Below are 17,487 nucleotides of genomic sequence, written 5' to 3'. Positions count from 1 at the left end.
CGCAGTAAGTCATGCTGTCCTTTTGGCCTTCGGGTATTTCCACAACCAGCGGCCGCTGGCCATACGCCAGTAGAAAAACAGGCCGCGCACGATCCAGTCGAGGAACATCCCCAGCCAGATGCCGACTACGCCGAAACCCAGGACGATCCCGAGGAAATAGCCCACCACAATACGGCAGCCCCACATCCCGAGCATAGAAACGTACATGGTAAAGCGGGCATCACGCGCGCCTTTCAGGCCCGCAGGCAATACCCACGAGGCAGCCCAGAAAGGCATAAAGGCGGCGTTCAGCCAGATAAGGATTTTGACGACGTCGATAACATCCTGTTCGTTGGTGTAAAACCGTGCCAGCAAACCGGCAAATGGCACTGAAAGGAAGGCCAGAACACACAGCCCGAAAGTGGAAAGCCAGAAAATATGGCGCAACTGGCGCTCAGATTGGGCAATTTGCCCTTTGCCCAGACGTGTTCCCACGATAATGGTCGAGGCAGAACCCAGCGCGTTGCCCGGCAGGTTGATCAGCGCCGCAATCGAGAAGGCGATAAAGTTACCGGCAATCACATTGGTGCCCATGCCTGCGACAAAAACCTGCGTCAGTAATTTACCGCCGTTAAACAATACCGATTCGATACTGGCCGGAATACCGATGCCTAAGACTTCGCGCAGAATGTTGGTATTGAGCGGCAGAAAATAGCTTTTCAGCGAGATTTTCAGGGACGGATTGAAACCAATCATCAGCACGAAAATGACGGCCACCGCGCCGATATAACGTGAAATGGTCAGCCCCAGTCCGGCACCGATAAAGCCCAGACCGTGCCAGCCGAAACAACCATAGATCAGCACACTGCTGATCACCAGATTGAGGATGTTCATCCCGCCGTTAAGTAACATCGGGATTTTGGTGTTACCCGCACCACGCAAAGCACCGGAACCGATCAGGGCAATGGCTGCCGCCGGATAGCTCCAGCTGCTCATTTGCAGGTAAGACAGCGCCAGTTCTTTTACCTCCGGCTCGGCATTGCCGGCGATCATGTCGACAATTACATGTCCGGAAAATTGCAGAAGTATCGCCAGCAGTACGGCAAAAACGGTCATGATCGCCAGTGACTGACGTGCTGCCGCACGGGCGCGCTCGTGGTCGAGTTTACCGAGGCTGAACGCCACGACGACGGTGGTACCAAGATCGACAGCGGCGAAGAATGAAATCACCACCATATTGAAACTGTCGGCCAGACCCACGCCTGCCATTGCTTCCTTGCCCAGCCAGCTGACCAGAAAAGTACTCAGTACGCCCATCAGCAGTACGCAGGCATTTTCGAAGAAAATAGGGACAGCGAGGGGCGTTATTTCGCGCCAGAACAACGTACGGTAAGAACGCCGTTTCGGATACCAGGGCGTGCGCTCGATGGCTTTGCGCAAAGAGACGATGACGTTTTGCAAGAGAATTCCAGTGTGGAAGAAAGTAGAACAGCGTTTTAATTTATGATGGTAAAAGACTCTGCATTATGCAAAGTCTTTTTTAGGAAATCCTTAATTCCCCGCCATATTTCGTGCCGCAGATGGGGGGCTGCGGTTAATAACCCGAATCACTGACTTAATGTCAGCTCACCGGGATTATCAAACTTGCCGCCTGCCTGCAACACGAACTCTTTAAGGGGAATCAGAGTGGTTATCAGCGGAAAGGGGGTTCGTTAAAGGTACGCAATTTGCGTGAATGCAGATGATCGCCCTCAGCGCGCAACAGGTCGATGGCACAGATACCAATTTGCAGATGTTCTGAGATGGCGCCTTCGTAGAATTTGTTTGCCTGACCCGGCAGTTTGATTTCACCGTGCAACGGCTTATCCGATACGCACAGCAGCGTGCCGTAAGGCACCCGGAAGCGGTATCCCTGCGCGGCGATGGTCGCACTTTCCATATCGACGGCGACCGCGCGGCTGAGATTAAAACGCAGCGCTGAGGCGGAATAACGCAATTCCCAGTTACGGTCATCGGTAGTCACCACCGTGCCGGTACGCAGGCGTTGCTTGACCAGCTCACCCGGCATGCCGCTCATCATTTTGGTCGCGTCATACAAGGCACGTTGCACTTCAGCAATGCTTGGGATCGGGATATCCGGCGGCAGTACGGCATCCAGTACATGGTCGTCACGTAAATAAGCGTGCGCCAGAACGTAATCACCGATCGACTGTGTTTCACGTAATCCGCCGCAGTGACCAATCATCAGCCAGACATGGGGACGCAGCACCGCCAGATGGTCACAAATGGTTTTGGCGTTGGCAGGGCCGACGCCGATGTTCACCAGTGTAATCCCCGCACCGTCGCGGGCAATCAGATGATAGGCGGGCATCTGGTGTTTTTTCCAGGCCAGATCAGACACTGCCTGCTCAGGGTTTTGCGTTTCTGCCGTGATAAATACACTGCCCGCGCAGGCCAGTGCTTCATACGGGCTTTCCGGATCGGCAATTTGCGCACACGCCCAGCTGACAAACTCATCGACGTATCGGGTGTAGTTGGTGAATAGCACATATGGCTGAAAATGTTCGGTGAGCGTGCCGGTGTAATGGCGCAGGCGTGCCAGCGAGAAATCAGCGCGCAGCGCATTGAAATGCGACAGCGGGAAAGTGTCACCGGGATAATGCAGGCCGTCTGCGGTTTCATCGCCTATCTGCGACAGTTCTGTGGTCGGGAAATGCTTCGCCAGCCCGGCGCTCATCGACCGGTCAAGCGTCAGATCCGAGCCGTCAATCACATACGAATAAGGGATTTCCTGCTGTGACGGCACCACTTCAATCACCGCATCATATTCCTCTTCCAGCAGGGAAAGCTGTTCCAGCAGATAATCACGGAACAGCTCAGGATGCGTGATGGTGTTGGCATAACGGCCCGGATGCGAAAAACGGCCATAAGCGCGGGTCGGGTTTTTGGCTGGCGTCACGCCATCCCAGCTGACCCGCAGTTCCGGATAAACAAACAGCCCGGCAGCACGCGCTGTGATATCAGGCAATGTACCCTGAACGATGAAATCTTTAATCGCATCCCGCAGGGCGGCCACAGAGTCGTTGTACATCTTTTCGAGCTTCTCAATCGCCTGTGAGGGGGTGAGGGACTTGTTATCCATACGCTTTTCCTTTGGGCTTCGTTTATCGTCATTCATTCTAAATATGGCTTGTCTGCACGGTGTCGCCAATGTTTTATTAGGGTACAAGAGCCGGATGGTGCTTTTATGAACGAACAGGGGGAAGTGAATGATTCGGGTATGGGGCAGAAAAACGTCGTCAAATGTGCAGGCGCTGATGTGGTGTATCGGGGAATTAGGGCTGGAGTATGAGCGGTTTGACATCGGCCATAAATACGGGGGGAATGACACCCCGGAATTTCTGGCGATGAACCCCAATGGCACGGTTCCTGTGATCCGCGATGGTGAAGGCCAGCCGCTGTGGGAAACCGGCGCCATCCTGCGTTATCTGGCAGGAAAATACGGTGCTGATGAATTCTGGCCGCAGGATCCTGAACGGCGAGCCGAAACCGATAAATGGACGGAATGGGCAAAAATCAGCGTAGCGATGAATTTCACTGCGCCGGTGTTCTGGATGGTGGTGAGAACGGCGGCTAAAGATCAGGATCATCAGGCATTAGAAAAATCATTGCAGAATCTGAACAAGAAGCTGGCGATTGCCGAAGCGCAGATTGCCCGGCATGGCTACCTTGCCGGAAGCGCATTCACACTGGCCGATATTCAGTTTGGGCACAGTTTGTATCGCTATTTCGATATTGCCATTGAACGGCCGTCCTTCCCGGCTATTGAACACTATTATGAAAAACTCACACAGCGTCCGGCATTTGCGGAACATGTGATGATCTCTTACGAGGAGCTGCGGGTGGTCTAAATCTGTTTCAGGTGCAAAAAAGCCCGCTTAATATTTTTAAGCGGGCTTTTCTACATGGCCGGCGGTTCAGCGCGGCGCAGGTGTCTTCATAAACATCGCCGTCAGGGCAGAAAGCAAACAGCCAGCCATCAGATAAATGGCGACGGAATGCCATTCACCGCCGGAGAAATTCAGCAATGCGGCGGCAATAAACGGTGTAAATCCGCCGCCCACGACGCTGGCGACCTGATAACCGACACCCGCACCGCTGTAGCGGTAACCTGCACCAAACATTTCCGTGAACATCGGTTGCTGGACGCAGACCACCATATCGTGAGCGATATTTGCCAGCAGCAGCGAGAAGATCACCACCCCGGCAATGGAGCGGGCTTCCAGCGCCATAAAGAACGGGAAGGCGCTCATCGCGCCGACGAGTGCGCCGGTGATGTAAATGCGGCGACGGCCAAAACGGTCTGCCAGCCAGGCGAATAACGGGATCGTCAGGCAACTGATACCGCCGACCAGCAGCCCGATATTCAGAAACAGCTCACGCGACATCCCCAGATTATGCGTCGAGTAGTTAAGGGCGAACGCCGTGACAATGTACATCGTCAGCAGTTCGCACAGGCGCAGGAGGATGATTTTCAAAAATGCGCCGGGATGGCGCAACAGCGCTTCAAATACCGGTAGCCGCTTTTTTGCTGCTTTGGGGAGCTTTTCCTGAGCACGTTCGAACTCGACCGACTCTTCCATGCCATTGCGCACCCACAGCGCGCCCAGCACCAGCACCACACTGAACAAAAATGGCAAACGCCAGCCCCAGCTGAGGAACTGCGCATCGGTGGTCAGGCTGCTGATCAGTGACACCAGTCCGGTCGCCAGCAACAGGCCGACGCCGTATCCCATCTGTATCCCGCTGCTGTAGAACGCCTTTTTACCGGAAGGTGCACTTTCCACCGCCAGCAGTGCCGCACCACCCCATTCGCCGCCCACGGCAAATCCCTGAATGGCGCGCAAGGTGACCAGCAGCGCCGGAGCCCACCAGCCAATCGTCGCGAAAGAGGGAAGAATACCGATGCACGCGGTGGCAATGCCCATGATCCAGACGGTCATCATCAGCATCCGCTTACGACCCAGGCGATCGCCGAAATGTCCGAAGACAATGCCGCCGAGCGGGCGGAAGAGAAAGCCGACGCCGAAAGTAGCAAATGCGGCGAGTGTGCCCATTGCCGGGTCGATTTGCGGAAAAAATTCGCTGTTAAACACTAATGCTGCGGTGATGCCGTAGAGCAAAAAATCAAACCAGTCTACGACTGCGCCGACGAAACTGCCCCAGGCAGCCCGGCGGGCACGGTGATATGAAGGTATCTCCTCATCGGGGTGGGGGGCGGTGAGCATGGAGTCCATAATTGTCCTGTCTGTTCGTCAGATTTCTAAAATTTTTCGTTATTAAAATCGGTTAAAGGCCGTTTACCTGGCTGGAACGCAGCAAAATAAAAACCGCTACTGAGACTACAGCGTCAAACGTCAGGTTAAAAACGCTTTTGCAAAGCGGGAGGGCAATTTAATGCAGGGAATGTGCCGGGCGGGGTGTTAAAAAGGATTTCGCTTTCAGAACGGGCTGGCATGGCGGGCTTCGATCCGTTCTCCGCTGACGGGATGAACAAAATGCAGTTCACTGGCGTGCAGCATCAGTCGCGGAGTCTGTTCCGTGCCCGGCAGCAGGCGTCCGCCATACAAATCACAGCCCAAAATCGGGTGGCCCAGATACTGACAGTGAATGCGAAGCTGATGAGTGCGCCCGGTTTGCGGAGTCAGCAGTACCCGCGTCAGTGGCAGTAATTCGCCGTTTTCCTGCTCACGATAAAAGCGCTCAACCACCCGGTAGCCGGAGCGGGCGGGCTTGCCATGGACGGCGCAAATTGACATTAGGGGAAACAGTGCAGGATCTTTGGCGATCGGCGCGTCTGTCACCCCCTCGTTATGTTGCAGATGCCCGCAAAGCAATGCGCTGTACACTTTGGTCACCGTGCGCTGGCTGAATTGATGGCAGAGGGCGGCATTGATAGCCTTATTACGTGCAATCACCATCAGCCCGGACGTGCCGAAATCCAGACGGTGAACCAGCGTACAGCCGGGAAATATCTTTACCAGCCGGTGATGTACGGAATCCAGATTTTGCGGGTTTTTCCCCGAGAGGCTGAGCAGTCCGGTGGGTTTATTGATAAGCGCCAGATGCTCGTCCTGATACAGCGTCTCGATCTGGCCATGGCACGGCGGGGCAATAAAAGTATCGATAATCGCAGACATCAGGATACCCGGATGAAGAGTGGGAGCGGATGATAACGAATTTTAAACCGGCTGGCGAATCGGTAAGGTTCGCCTGGGTGAGACAGGTCGCTGATGTTGTCGGTGCGGCTAATCAGAAAATCAGTCTAATTCACTACCCGATAAGGCTCCTGAACGCTTTCTGCGGACAATTCTCTGGCCTGTTATATTTTCCATTCTTTTAAAAGCGGCTGATCATATTCATCTGCTTTTACTGTGGTTTTTTCACTGATTCACGAAGGAGTAACGGACTTTCAACGGCCACAGTATTCTTATGGCACTCACCGTTAATAATATGAAGCGCACTAAGGCGTCCTATCTCGTAATGGGGTAATTGCACGGTCGAGAGGGGGGGTAAGAATAGATCGCCAATACCCACCATATTATCGTAGCCAAGCACCGCAACATCATCAGGGATCCTTAAGCCCTGTGACAGCAGCGTCTGATAGACCATAAATGCGATACGATCGTTTCCACATACCACTGAATCGAATTGAGGTTTGCCCTGGTTGATATGGGCCAAAAGCATGTCGGGAATATCGTGATAATGCTCATCGCCATATTCCATGTAATGGTGGTCGAGCGTATCAGGATCTATACCGGCTTGCGTGCATGCCTGCTCCAGCCCTTTGCGGCGTCTGACAGTCGCAAGATGGTTGGCAGGCAAATGTAAGCAGAGCGGGCGACGATAGCCTGCAGATAAAAGTGCCCGCACCGCAACATACTGTCCATGTTCATCATCGGGGATATAACTCGCTACCTGCTGATGCAGGCTTTCACAGTTGGCCAGCACACAGGGGAGGTTTAACAACTTTCCGGGCAGCGGTACCTGCCGCAATCCCATGGTGGTATAGATAATGCCATCCGGGCGATGTGAGAGAAGCAGATCAACGATTTTTTCCGGGCTGTCATCGGAAAACATGTTAACCACAAAGCTGTTCCAGCCATGCGCACGTGCGGTTTCTTCGATGGAGAGTGTGATTTCCACTGAAAAGGGGGTGGTCACAGTATCAAGTGCCAGCACACCGATGGTTTTTGCAATCGCGTGAGCGCCACGTATTTTTTTTGCCGATAAATCGGGCACGTAATTAGTGGCGTCGATAGCGGACTGTACGCGAGCCAGGGTCTCCGGCTTCAGGCGTTCCGGGGAGTTTAATGCCCTGGAAACCGTCATCAGCGATACGTTTGCCAGTTTTGCCACATCTTTCAGGGATGCCATTCTTCTCGCTCCAAACTTGTCACTACGCGACAGGCTATAAAACTAACTTGCTGATGTAAAAGGATCATACGTGATTTTGGACTGCGTGTGTCGTTTGCTGTAAACCCGAAAAGTTGATCATGATCTCACACTGATAATGTTAACGTTAACTTTTGTGATTAACATCTAGAATCGCCTTAAAACGGCATGCGTTTTATTTTATGTTAACGTTATCATTTGCGCTCCACCTCAGCATGAGATTGCCATGATGAAAACCCGTCATTCTCACAGTTATCTGATACTCAGCGCTTTATTGTTCTTTTTCTTTGTGACCTGGTCCTCTACAGGGTCGTTGCTCTCGATCTGGCTACATCAGGAAGTGGGTCTGAAAGCAGGGGACACCGGGATCATTTTTTCCGTGATGTCGCTTTCCACGCTGTTTGTGCAAATTTGTTATGGTTTTATTCAGGATAAACTCGGTCTGCGTAAGAACCTGCTCTGGTTTATCACGGCATTGTTGATCTTTTCCGGTCCGGCCTATCTGCTGTTTGGACATCTTCTGAAAATTAATGTCTTTCTGGGCAGTTTTTTTGGCGGGATCTATATCGGCCTGACCTTCAATGGCGGTATTGGTGTACTTGAATCCTACACCGAGCGTGTTGCCCGCCAGAGCCAGTTTGAATTCGGAAAAGCAAGAATGTGGGGATCGCTGGGTTGGGCTGTCGCCACGTTTTTTGCCGGGTTACTGTTTAATATCAACCCGAAACTGAACTTCGCGGTCGCCAGTTGTTCTGGTCTGATCTTCTTTATGCTTTTGATGCGGTTACGCGTCTCCTCGGCACCGCACGCGATGCAGGAAGCCGTGTCAGGCGGCAAAGTCACCCTTGAGGACGCATTACGCCTGCTGACCCTGCCGCGCTTCTGGGCTCTGGTATTCTTTGTGGTCGGCACCTGTATTTACGGCGTCTACGATCAGCAGTTCCCGGTCTATTTTTCCTCACAGTTCCCGACGCAACATGAAGGGAATGCCATGTACGGTTATCTTAATTCGTTTCAGGTGTTCCTGGAGGCCGCAGGCATGTTCTGTGCGCCGTGGCTGGTCAATCGTATCGGTGCCAAAAATGGTCTGATTTTCGCCGGAATGGTGATGGCGATGCGCATGGTCGCTTCCGGTTTAGTGGAAGGCCCGCTGCTTATCTCCATTACTAAGCTGCTGCATGCCGTCGAACTCCCGGTACTGTTAATTGCTATCTTCAAATACAACAGTCTTAACTTCGATAAACGACTCTCATCCACGCTCTATCTGGTGGGCTTTGCCTGTACGAGCTCAGTGATAGCCACCGTGTTGTCACCCCTCGCCGGCTACAGCTACGAAAAATATGGATTTGCCCAGTCCTACCTGGTTATGGGGCTGATGGTGTTCTGTATCACCTTTATTTCTATTTTCTTGTTGCGCTCCGGTAAGCCTTCGAGGGATCCACAGATACCGCAACTTTCTACTATCTGATTGAAAAGAGAGAAAACGATGACGTATACAATTGCTCATGCTGAACAGGAACTTCAGGCTAAGCACGGGAGGGTAAATCTGCGCTGGTACCCGCGCTATCACCTGGCCGCGAGGGCTGGCTGGATTAACGATCCTAATGGCCTGATCTGGTTTGAGGGTTGGTATCACGCCTTTTATCAGCATCATCCGTATTCCACCCAGTGGGGACCGATGCACTGGGGACATGCGCGGAGCAAAGATTTGCTTCACTGGGAACACTTGCCCGTTGCACTGGCCCCGGAAGGACCTGAAGACAAAGACGGCTGTTTTTCGGGTTCGGCGGTGGTGGATGGCGATACCCTGGCGCTGATTTACACCGGACATAAATTTCACGGCGACGCCGGTAATGACGAAAACCTTTATCAGGTGCAGTGCCTGGCAACCAGTGGCGATGGTATTCACTTTAAACGTGAGGGGATCATTATCGATACCCCGGCGGACTTGCATCATTTCCGCGACCCTAAGGTCTGGCGCGAAGGGGATAGCTGGTACATGGTCGTCGGTGCGCGCGTTGGCGATACCGGGCAAATACGGTTGTATCGTTCAGCCGACCTGCGTCAGTGGCAGGATGAAGGGATCCTGGATGAGGCAGAAGCCGGTATGGGCTTTATGTGGGAATGCCCTGATTTCTTTACCCTTAATGGTAAACGCGTCCTGATGTTTTCTCCGCAGGGGATAGCCGCGCAGGGTTTTGAGAACCGTAATCTGTTCCAGAGCGGTTATCTGGTGGGGGACTGGCAGCCCGGCGAGCCGTTTGTCCGTGCTGGAGAATTTGTTGAAATGGATCACGGGCATGACTTCTATGCCCCGCAGAGTTTCCTGACGCCGGATGGCCGCCGCATCGTGATTGGCTGGCTGGCTATGTGGGAGTCGCCGATGCCGGAGCAACAGGACGGCTGGGCCGGGATGCTGTCTCTGCCGCGTGAGCTGAGTCTTGATGAGAACAATCGTCTGCAGATGCGTCCCGCGAAAGAGGTGGAAGCACTGCGTCAGGCCTGGTTCCGGTGGCCTGTTAGTACCTTGAAAAATCAGCAGATCCTGATGGCGGAAAAAGGGGAGTCGATGGAAGTTGCGCTTCACTGGGATGGCGCACGCAGTGATGCGGAGCAGTATGGACTTAGCCTGGGGGACGGTTTGCGTGTCTATGTTGATACCCAGATGCAGCGTCTGGTGCTGGAGCGCCGCTACCCGCAGTACGGATTATGTGGCACGCGCAGCGTACCGTTAGTGCCCGGCGCTCCTCTGGCTTTACGTGTGTTTATCGACAGCTCATCCGTCGAGGTATTTGTTAATGACGGCCAGGCCTGCCTCAGTAGCCGGATATATCCTGATGCCGGTCGCCGCGAATTAAATTTATTTGCCTGGCATGGAACGGCAACATTATCCGATGCCGGAGCCTGGCAGCTGGAATAAATTCTGTTCAGCGTCGCGAATAACCCGTCTTTGATGATGGGCGGGTTATTACTGCGTTTATCTTCGGGCTGTATTTATACAAAAAATGACACACTAATATAAATAATAAGAAGGTCTTTTCCGATGAATAAAATCTGGGTCGGATGTATGTTGACGTCTGTATGTACCTCAGTAGCCAATGCACAGGATACGCTTTCCCTCGAACAACGGCTGGAACAAATGGAGCAGCGGCTGAAAGTCACCGAGCAACGCGCTGCGGGTGCGGAGGCAGAAATTCGCGCCCTCAGGCAGGAGAAGCAATTAGCCTCCCTAGTAAACAATACGCCCGCAGTTCCCGCGACTCCCGCTATTCAGCTCAGCGGGAATAGTAATATTAAATTTTACGGGGATGTTGAATTTAATATGGACGGTGCCAGCCGCACGGGCAGCCTGACGTCGGTAAAAACCAGTACAAATAAAAACTGGGCACCCGGAGATAAAGAACGCTGGGATATGAATGGTCGTATTCTTCTGGGGTTTGATGGTCTGCGAAACGGGGTTAATGGAAAATATGCCGGATTCACTGTTCAGCCACTGGCTGATATAAACGGAAAAATGAATCTCGACGATGCGGCATTTTTCTTTGGTCAGCAGGATGACTGGAAAATTAAAATAGGTCGCTTCGAGGCCTGGGATATGTTCCCGCTGAACCAGGATACGTTCATTGAGTATTCCGGTAATACCGCCAACGATCTCTACAGTGACGGTTACGGTTATATCTACATGATGAAAGAGGGGCGCGGGCGCAGCAGCAGCGGCGGCAATTTCCTGCTCAGTAAGACACTCGATAACTGGTATTTCGAATTCAACACGCTTATAGAGGATGGCAGTTCGCTATTTGTCGACAATAACTATCACGGCAATGCGTTAGATAACCGTAAAAATGTGGTTTATGCCCGTCCGGTTGTGGCCTGGCAATCCGGCGAGTGGTCGGTTGCCGCCGCTGTCGAAAGTAACCTGGTGAACAATGCCTATGGATATCAGGATACTCAGGGTGTTTGGGTAGACCAGTCGGGCCGGACCGGTTACGGCATGACGATGAGCTGGAACACGCTTAAAACCGATGCTGAAAACGGTGCGGTCGTTAACCTGAGTACGGCTTATCTCGACGCCGCTGACGAAAAAGATTTCAGCGCAGGCATAAATGCCTTATGGCACCGCGTGGAACTGGGTTACATCTATGCGCACAACAATATCGACAAGTTCAATATGGCCGGGGTAGCCAGTGACTGTGACAGCGACTGCGCGATTCTGGCGCCGGGAAAATATGACATTCACACCATCCATTCCTCATGGCACCTGCCTGATATCATGGATATGCCTGACTTCAATATTTATCTTGGGGCTTATGCCTCCTGGCTGGAATCGCCGTCGGTAAAAACCGGTAATACGGATGACCGTTATGGTGCCCGTGTGCGCTTTAAATATCTTTTCTAAACAGCGCCAGCCCGGGAATGTGTGCTTATTTTTTTGTAATCACACATATATTTTTTCAGTTTAAGAGGACATCCAGAATATGCCGGAAATGACCGCCGAATTGCGGAGGAGATAACGTCAAAAAGACGCAATAGTATGAGAAAATATAAAACAAAATAATTGAAACCAGCGTTGCGATATCTCCTTTCATGTGTTCTGCCTTTATTATCAGAAAGGTTGTGACTTTGTGTTTTTGGGCCTATGAAAAAGTCGCCGTTCGGGACGACTTTTCATAGGTTCATGTTCATTGCATCAGAAGGTATAAAGCACACCCAAATTGTAAGTCGTGCCGCCACGCTTAACGACAATCGGGCTGTTACCGGCTTTGTCGTCCAGCCAGGTGTAATCGGCACTGATAACGCCGCCCCAGTGGGACGTGAACTGATGGCTCCAGGTCAGGCTGCTGTCCACGCCATAGAAACCCCCGGCCGACTGATAAGGCGCGAAGTCAGTGCGGTCGCTTTGTTCGCGGCTCACACCATAAAAGGTATTCATATAGCGCCGGTCGCCAAAGAGCGCTGCCGACTGAAGTGCAACAGTGTCAGTGTCGTTTTGCAGCGGCAGTACCGTGACGGAAGTCTGATAATGCACACCTTGCCCGTCCGTCAGTGGCAGGGTGGCTTTGCCTTCAAAAGAGAGCCACGGCGTTGCAGACCAGCCCACCGCGAGCGCGGTATTCATGGTCGCATCGATATTCCCCATGCCTTTGAGCTTATTCGAGCCATCCCGCCAGGTGGAATCTCTGTCTGTCCGCCCGAGGCTGTATCCCAGCGTATGTTCCAGATACAGGCCGTTATCCGCCTGCAGGTCATAACCCACGCCTTTGAGCGAATCGAAGAAAAAGGCGCCATCGCGCGCCTGAATGACCGGCCCGACCAGCCAGTGGCGCTGATCCGAACCGCTGTAGCGCGGCGCGCTTTGTGCGCCCATGCCGACGGTAAACGTCGGCGCAGACGGCGTGGTGTCGGCCATTGCCTGCAGCACTGTGGCGGACAGGCTGAAACAGGTCATCTGCAGCATTAGTTTTCTGGATGTCATTGTGATTCCTCATCACCTAAACGTTGGTTCGTAGCGGATTGCAGCCGCGTCTGAAACCCGAAGTATGAAGAGGCAGTGTCAATAAACTGTCGGGGAATTATGAAGAAACCGTCAAGATGACCTGTATGGAGACCAGGCAGATGCTGATTATTGAAGACGACGATGCGGTGGACGTTGCCGATGTTGATTTACATGCTGCACGTCCGCTGTCACTGCGCCGGTCAGCCATCTTGCAAAAAAGTGCGCATCTTGACGGTTTCTTGATGAAATATTACGGGAATCTGGACAGTGATTGGATTGAATAGCGACATCTCAATTCAGGAAGACTGTCATGGCTGTTACCTTCACCGATTATGCGCGTCACGCCGTTCGCCATTTATCCGCCACCGGTCGGATGCTTCCCTTCATTCCCGCCGCCTGTCTGATCATCGTTGCCATTGTGCTGACTGGTTGTGGTGACAAAGCCCATAAACAAGCGCCCTCTGTCAGGCCGGTGCGCACCATTTCCGCACCGCCTCCTGTTGCTTTGAGTTCCCTGATTCAAACGGGTGAAATACGCGCCCATGAAGAGGTGACGCTCGGGTTCCGGCTGGACGGGCGTATTCTGACGCGGCAGGCTGAGGTGGGGGATCGTGTGATCGCCGGTCAGGTTCTCGCTACCCAAGAAAGCGAGACCAGCCGCAACCAGTTCAGCAGTGCGCAGGCCGATCTGAACAGTGCCCGCGCGGCAGAGCAGGTTGCGGCGCTCAGTCTCAGGCGTATGCAGTTACTGATGCCTTCCGGGGCTATCGCACGCTCGCAGCTTGATAGTGCGCAAGCTGACTGGCAGGCTGCCCGCGCGAAGCGTCAGAGCAGTGAAGATGCGCTCAAAAATGCGCAGGAAAACGTGTCCTGGACAAAACTCACGGCTCCGGCTGACGGCGTGATTACCCAGGTCAGTGCGTCGGCAGGACAAGTGGTCAGTGCCGGACAGTCTGTGATCACCCTGGCCAGTGGCAGCCTGCGTGATGCCGTATTTGATGTGGCCGATCCCCAGTCTGTTCCTCAGCAAGCTGACAGCCTGTTTACTATATCGTTACTTTCTGCCCCTTCCGTGGTTGCGCAGGGGCATTTCCGCGACGTCAGCCCGCAGGCCGACCCGCAAACCCGCACCTGGCGCCTCCGCATTACCCTCGATAACCCGCCACCGGCCATGGCACTCGGTGCCAGTGTTCAACTGACACTTAACGCGTCAGGTCCGCGTCTGATTGCATTGCCTGCTTCTGCGCTGACCCGATCCGGTGATAAACCGGCGGTTTTTGTTGTTGATGAGAAAACGCTGACGCTGCATTTACGGCCCGTCGATATCGGGCGTTACAGTACCTCTGAAATATTCCTGTCTGCCGGTGTACAGCCTGGCGAAAGGGTGGTCATTGCCGGTGTGAGTAAACTTCGTGAAGGTGAAAAAGTCATGCCCGGGGAGGACAGCGAATGAAACCGTCTTCCCCGGTCGGGGCCTTCAACCTTTCAGCCTGGGCGCTGAATCATCAGTCACTGATTGCCTTTTTTATGCTGCTGTTAATGGCGGCGGGTGTCATCAGCTATGAGCAACTCCCCCGTAATGAAGATCCGGCGTTTACCATTAAAACTGCCGTGGTGTCCGCGAGCTGGCCGGGGGCGAGCGTGGAGGATACGGTTAATCTGGTTACCGATACGCTGGAGAAAAAACTGCAGGAAACGCCTTATCTTGATTTTGTGCAAAGCGAAACGCGTGCCGGGCAATCGGTTATTTTTGTGAATCTTCGCGATAACACGCCCCCTTCAGAGGTGGCGGGTATCTGGTATCAGGTGCGCAAAAAGATGCAGGATATCGCGCCGTCACTGCCAGCGGGTGTGCAGGGTCCCTCGGTGGATGACGAATTTGATGACACGTTCGGCACCATTTATGGCTTTACTGCGGAAGGTTTCACGCCGCGTGAGCTTCGTGACAAGGTCGATGATATCAGCCGCAGTCTGATGTCGCTGCCGGATATGGGAAAAGCCAGCCTGCTGGGCGTGCAGGAGGAGAATATTGTTCTCGCATTTTCACCGGCACAACTGGCGGGAATGGGGCTGGATCTCCAGCAAATCACCGATGCACTGAAGGCGCAAAATGCGGTAGAACCTTCGGGCGTCTTGCGAAGCGATCGTGAAAACATTGCCTTGCGTGTGAGCGGCGCCCTGACGTCAGAGCAAAGTTTACGCGCCGTGACGCTGCATATTGCCGGGCGCTACATTCCGCTGACGGATATCGCGACCATTAGCCGCCAGGATGCCGAGCCCCCGTCACCGGCATTTCGGGTCAACGGTCAGCCCGCGATCGGTCTCGCCATTTCCATGGCTTCTACAGGCAACATGCTTTCTTTTGGCAAGGCGCTGAGTGACCGGATGGCCGTGATTAGCGCACAGCTCCCGCACGGCATTGAGATGGTTAAAGTCGCGGATCAGTCGGCCGTAGTATCGCAGGCGGTAAGCGGCTTTATCCGTGTATTGATTGAAGCGGTGGTTATTGTGCTGGCGGTGTCCTTCGTCTCATTAGGCACCCGTGCCGGGCTGGTGGTGGCTGCGGCGATCCCCATCGTGCTGGCGATGACGTTTATCGGCATGATGCTCGCCGGCATCGGGTTACAACGTATTTCGCTGGGGGCGTTAATCATCGCCCTGGGTTTGCTGGTGGACGATGCCATGATCACCGTCGAGGCGATGGTCTCCCGTATTGAGGCCGGTGATTCTAAATGGCGGGCGGCGACTTACGCATTTGAAACCACCGCCTTCCCGATGCTGACCGGCACACTGGTGATGATAGCGGGCTTTATTCCGGTAGGCTTTGCCGCCTCAAGTGCGGGAGAGTATTGCTATTCTCTCTTCGCCGTGGTGCTGATTGCGCTTTTATGTTCCTGGGTAGTGGCCATTCTGTTTTCACCGCTGATCGGAACCTGGCTGTTACCTGAGAAACTGGCGTCACACGCTGAAAAACAGGGCAGACTGATGGGCTTCTATCAGCGTCTGCTGAATCAGGTTTTGCAAAGACGCGTGGCGACTCTCAGTTTCGCCTGCCTTTTGTTAGGGCTTGCCGCTTATGCGACCACGTTTATGCAGGGCGAATTTTTCCCGGCGTCCGATCGCCCGGAACTGCTGGTCAGCCTTACGCTTCCCGGTAACGCTTCGCAAAGCGACACGGCACGCCGGGCGGAGAGGCTGGAGCACGCCCTGAAAGACAATCCGAATGTAGATCATTTTTCTACCTACGTGGGGTCAGGCGCGGTGCGGTTTTACCTGCCCATGGACGTGTTACTGAATGATGAGAACACGGCACAACTGGTTGTTGTCGCCAAAAGTCTGGAGGACAGGGATAAGTTACGTGCGCAACTGGACACTATTTTGGCCCGGGATTTCAGTGATATCACGACGCGCGTTTCGCCGCTGGAACTGGGGCCGCCGGTCGGCTGGCCGGTGAAATATCGCGTCAGCGGACCGGATTATGCGAAGGTCAGGCAGATTGCGCAACACCTCGCCAGCGTTCTCGGAAACAGTCCCCGGACCCGCGAAGTTAATCTGACCGCCGGTGAACCTGAGCGGGTCATCACGTTACAGGTGAATCAGACCGCAGCACGGGCGGCGGGTGTGTCTTCCGAAAGTCTCGCCACGTTGCTTAACACTGTCTGGTCTGGCAGCGTTGTCACCACCGTCAGGGATAAAAACCGGCTGATTGACGTTGTTCTGCGCGGGAATAAGCGCGAACGTCAGGATTTAACCACGCTGTCCGGCCTGATGATCACCACGGCAAGCGGGCAGAAAATCCCCCTGAGTCAGGTGGCGACGCCGGTCTGGGGAGTTGATGACCCGGTTATCTGGCGTCGGCAGCGCCTGCCGTTTATCACGGTACAGACGGATTTAGCTGCAGGTCTGCGGGCAGAGGCTGTTTCTCAGCAACTCTCTCCTTTGGTCTCACGTATCAGGGCAAGCTTACCGTCGGAATATACGATAGAGGAGGGCGGTGTGGTAGACGAGTCGGACAAAGGCAACAGCTCGGTGTTCGCGGTGTTGCCGGTCACACTGTTTGTGATGCTGATCCTGCTGATGGTCCAGTTGCAGCGCTTCTCCCGCATGCTTCTCGCGTTGTTCATGGCGCCATTCGGACTGATTGGCATTGTGCTGGCGATGTTGCCGACGGGTACGCCGATGGGATTTGTTGCGTTGCTCGGTATCATCGCATTAGCAGGCATGATTATCCGCAACGCGGTAATCCTCATCAGTGAAGTGGACAATAACGTCAGGGAGGGGCTTGACCGCGATGAAGCCATCAACGCTGCGGCACAACACCGTTCCCGGCCCATATTGCTCACGGCGTGCGCTGCCATACTGGGAATGATCCCGATTGCTGAGCAGGTTTTCTGGGGGCCGATGGCCTATGCGATTATCGGCGGCCTGATCGTTGCCACTTTCGTCACGCTGACTGTTTTGCCCGCTGCGCTGAGTCTTATTATGCAGTTCGAAAATAATCGCGTTAATCAAAAGGTCAGTTAGCGATCTCTCGGGAGATAAGACATTAGCGCCAATTA

The 17,487-nt window shown here is 53.7% G+C and carries 13 protein-coding genes; 7 read left to right on the top strand and 6 right to left on the bottom strand.

Annotated features, from left to right (window positions below; all coding sequences use genetic code 11):
* Positions 1–9: 9 nt before the first annotated feature.
* Both EX31_RS17760 and EX31_RS17755 read right to left on the bottom strand, forming a co-directional pair.
* The gene (locus EX31_RS17760) at positions 10–1,440 is read right to left on the bottom strand and encodes an EmmdR/YeeO family multidrug/toxin efflux MATE transporter (RefSeq protein WP_037035940.1); all 1,431 of its coding nucleotides are present in this window, start codon (positions 1,438–1,440) and stop codon (positions 10–12) included.
* A 232-nt stretch (positions 1,441–1,672) separates the two neighbouring features.
* On the bottom strand, positions 1,673–3,121 hold the full coding sequence (locus EX31_RS17755) for an AMP nucleosidase (RefSeq protein WP_037035937.1): 1,449 nt from the start codon (positions 3,119–3,121) through the stop codon (positions 1,673–1,675).
* A 127-nt stretch (positions 3,122–3,248) separates the two neighbouring features.
* Between EX31_RS17755 and EX31_RS17750 the strand changes: the two genes are divergently transcribed.
* Positions 3,249–3,890, top strand: coding sequence for a glutathione S-transferase family protein (locus EX31_RS17750; protein WP_037035935.1), 642 nt, complete (start codon positions 3,249–3,251; stop codon positions 3,888–3,890).
* A 66-nt stretch (positions 3,891–3,956) separates the two neighbouring features.
* On the opposite strand, the gene shiA is transcribed toward EX31_RS17750, so the two are convergent.
* From shiA to EX31_RS17735, 3 genes are all read right to left on the bottom strand, one after another.
* On the bottom strand, positions 3,957–5,276 hold the full coding sequence (gene shiA / locus EX31_RS17745) for a shikimate transporter (RefSeq protein WP_013574933.1): 1,320 nt from the start codon (positions 5,274–5,276) through the stop codon (positions 3,957–3,959).
* 204 nt (positions 5,277–5,480) lie between these two features.
* Positions 5,481–6,179: an RluA family pseudouridine synthase gene (locus tag EX31_RS17740; RefSeq protein WP_037035933.1), complete on the bottom strand. Its 699-nt coding sequence runs from the start codon at positions 6,177–6,179 to the stop codon at positions 5,481–5,483.
* A 229-nt stretch (positions 6,180–6,408) separates the two neighbouring features.
* Entirely contained in the window at positions 6,409–7,416 is a 1,008-nt protein-coding gene (locus tag EX31_RS17735; protein ID WP_037035931.1) for a LacI family DNA-binding transcriptional regulator, read from the bottom strand.
* Between the two features lie 244 nt (positions 7,417–7,660).
* On the opposite strand from EX31_RS17735, the gene EX31_RS17730 reads away from it, so the two are divergent.
* The 3 genes from EX31_RS17730 to EX31_RS17720 all read left to right on the top strand — a co-directional run bounded on the left by EX31_RS17730 (position 7,661) and on the right by EX31_RS17720 (position 11,830).
* Entirely contained in the window at positions 7,661–8,902 is a 1,242-nt protein-coding gene (locus EX31_RS17730) for an MFS transporter (RefSeq protein WP_015689639.1), read from the top strand.
* 18 nt (positions 8,903–8,920) lie between these two features.
* Positions 8,921–10,354, top strand: coding sequence for a glycoside hydrolase family 32 protein (locus tag EX31_RS17725; protein WP_037035929.1), 1,434 nt, complete (start codon positions 8,921–8,923; stop codon positions 10,352–10,354).
* 123 nt (positions 10,355–10,477) lie between these two features.
* The gene (locus EX31_RS17720) at positions 10,478–11,830 is read left to right on the top strand and encodes a carbohydrate porin (protein WP_037035926.1); all 1,353 of its coding nucleotides are present in this window, start codon (positions 10,478–10,480) and stop codon (positions 11,828–11,830) included.
* A 291-nt stretch (positions 11,831–12,121) separates the two neighbouring features.
* Here the strand turns inward: EX31_RS17720 and EX31_RS17715 are convergent, their stop codons facing one another.
* The gene (locus EX31_RS17715; RefSeq protein ID WP_037035923.1) at positions 12,122–12,907 is read right to left on the bottom strand and encodes a MipA/OmpV family protein; all 786 of its coding nucleotides are present in this window, start codon (positions 12,905–12,907) and stop codon (positions 12,122–12,124) included.
* 140 nt (positions 12,908–13,047) lie between these two features.
* On the opposite strand from EX31_RS17715, the gene EX31_RS17710 reads away from it, so the two are divergent.
* The 3 genes from EX31_RS17710 to EX31_RS17700 are packed head-to-tail and all read left to right on the top strand — an operon-like array spanning position 13,048 to position 17,452.
* Positions 13,048–13,212 (top strand): hypothetical protein, encoded by a 165-nt coding sequence (locus EX31_RS17710; RefSeq protein WP_013574943.1) that lies wholly within the window; start codon positions 13,048–13,050, stop codon positions 13,210–13,212.
* 26 nt (positions 13,213–13,238) lie between these two features.
* Entirely contained in the window at positions 13,239–14,381 is a 1,143-nt protein-coding gene (locus EX31_RS17705; protein ID WP_037035919.1) for an efflux RND transporter periplasmic adaptor subunit, read from the top strand.
* Positions 14,378–17,452 (top strand): efflux RND transporter permease subunit, encoded by a 3,075-nt coding sequence (locus EX31_RS17700; RefSeq protein WP_037035916.1) that lies wholly within the window; start codon positions 14,378–14,380, stop codon positions 17,450–17,452. Before EX31_RS17705 ends, EX31_RS17700 begins: the two co-directional genes overlap by 4 nt.
* Positions 17,453–17,487: the final 35 nt, after the last annotated feature.

This window comes from Rahnella sp. WP5, assembly GCF_000745615.1.
Lineage (GTDB): Bacteria > Pseudomonadota > Gammaproteobacteria > Enterobacterales > Enterobacteriaceae > Rahnella > Rahnella aceris.
This window is presented reverse-complemented; position numbering and strand designations above follow the sequence as displayed.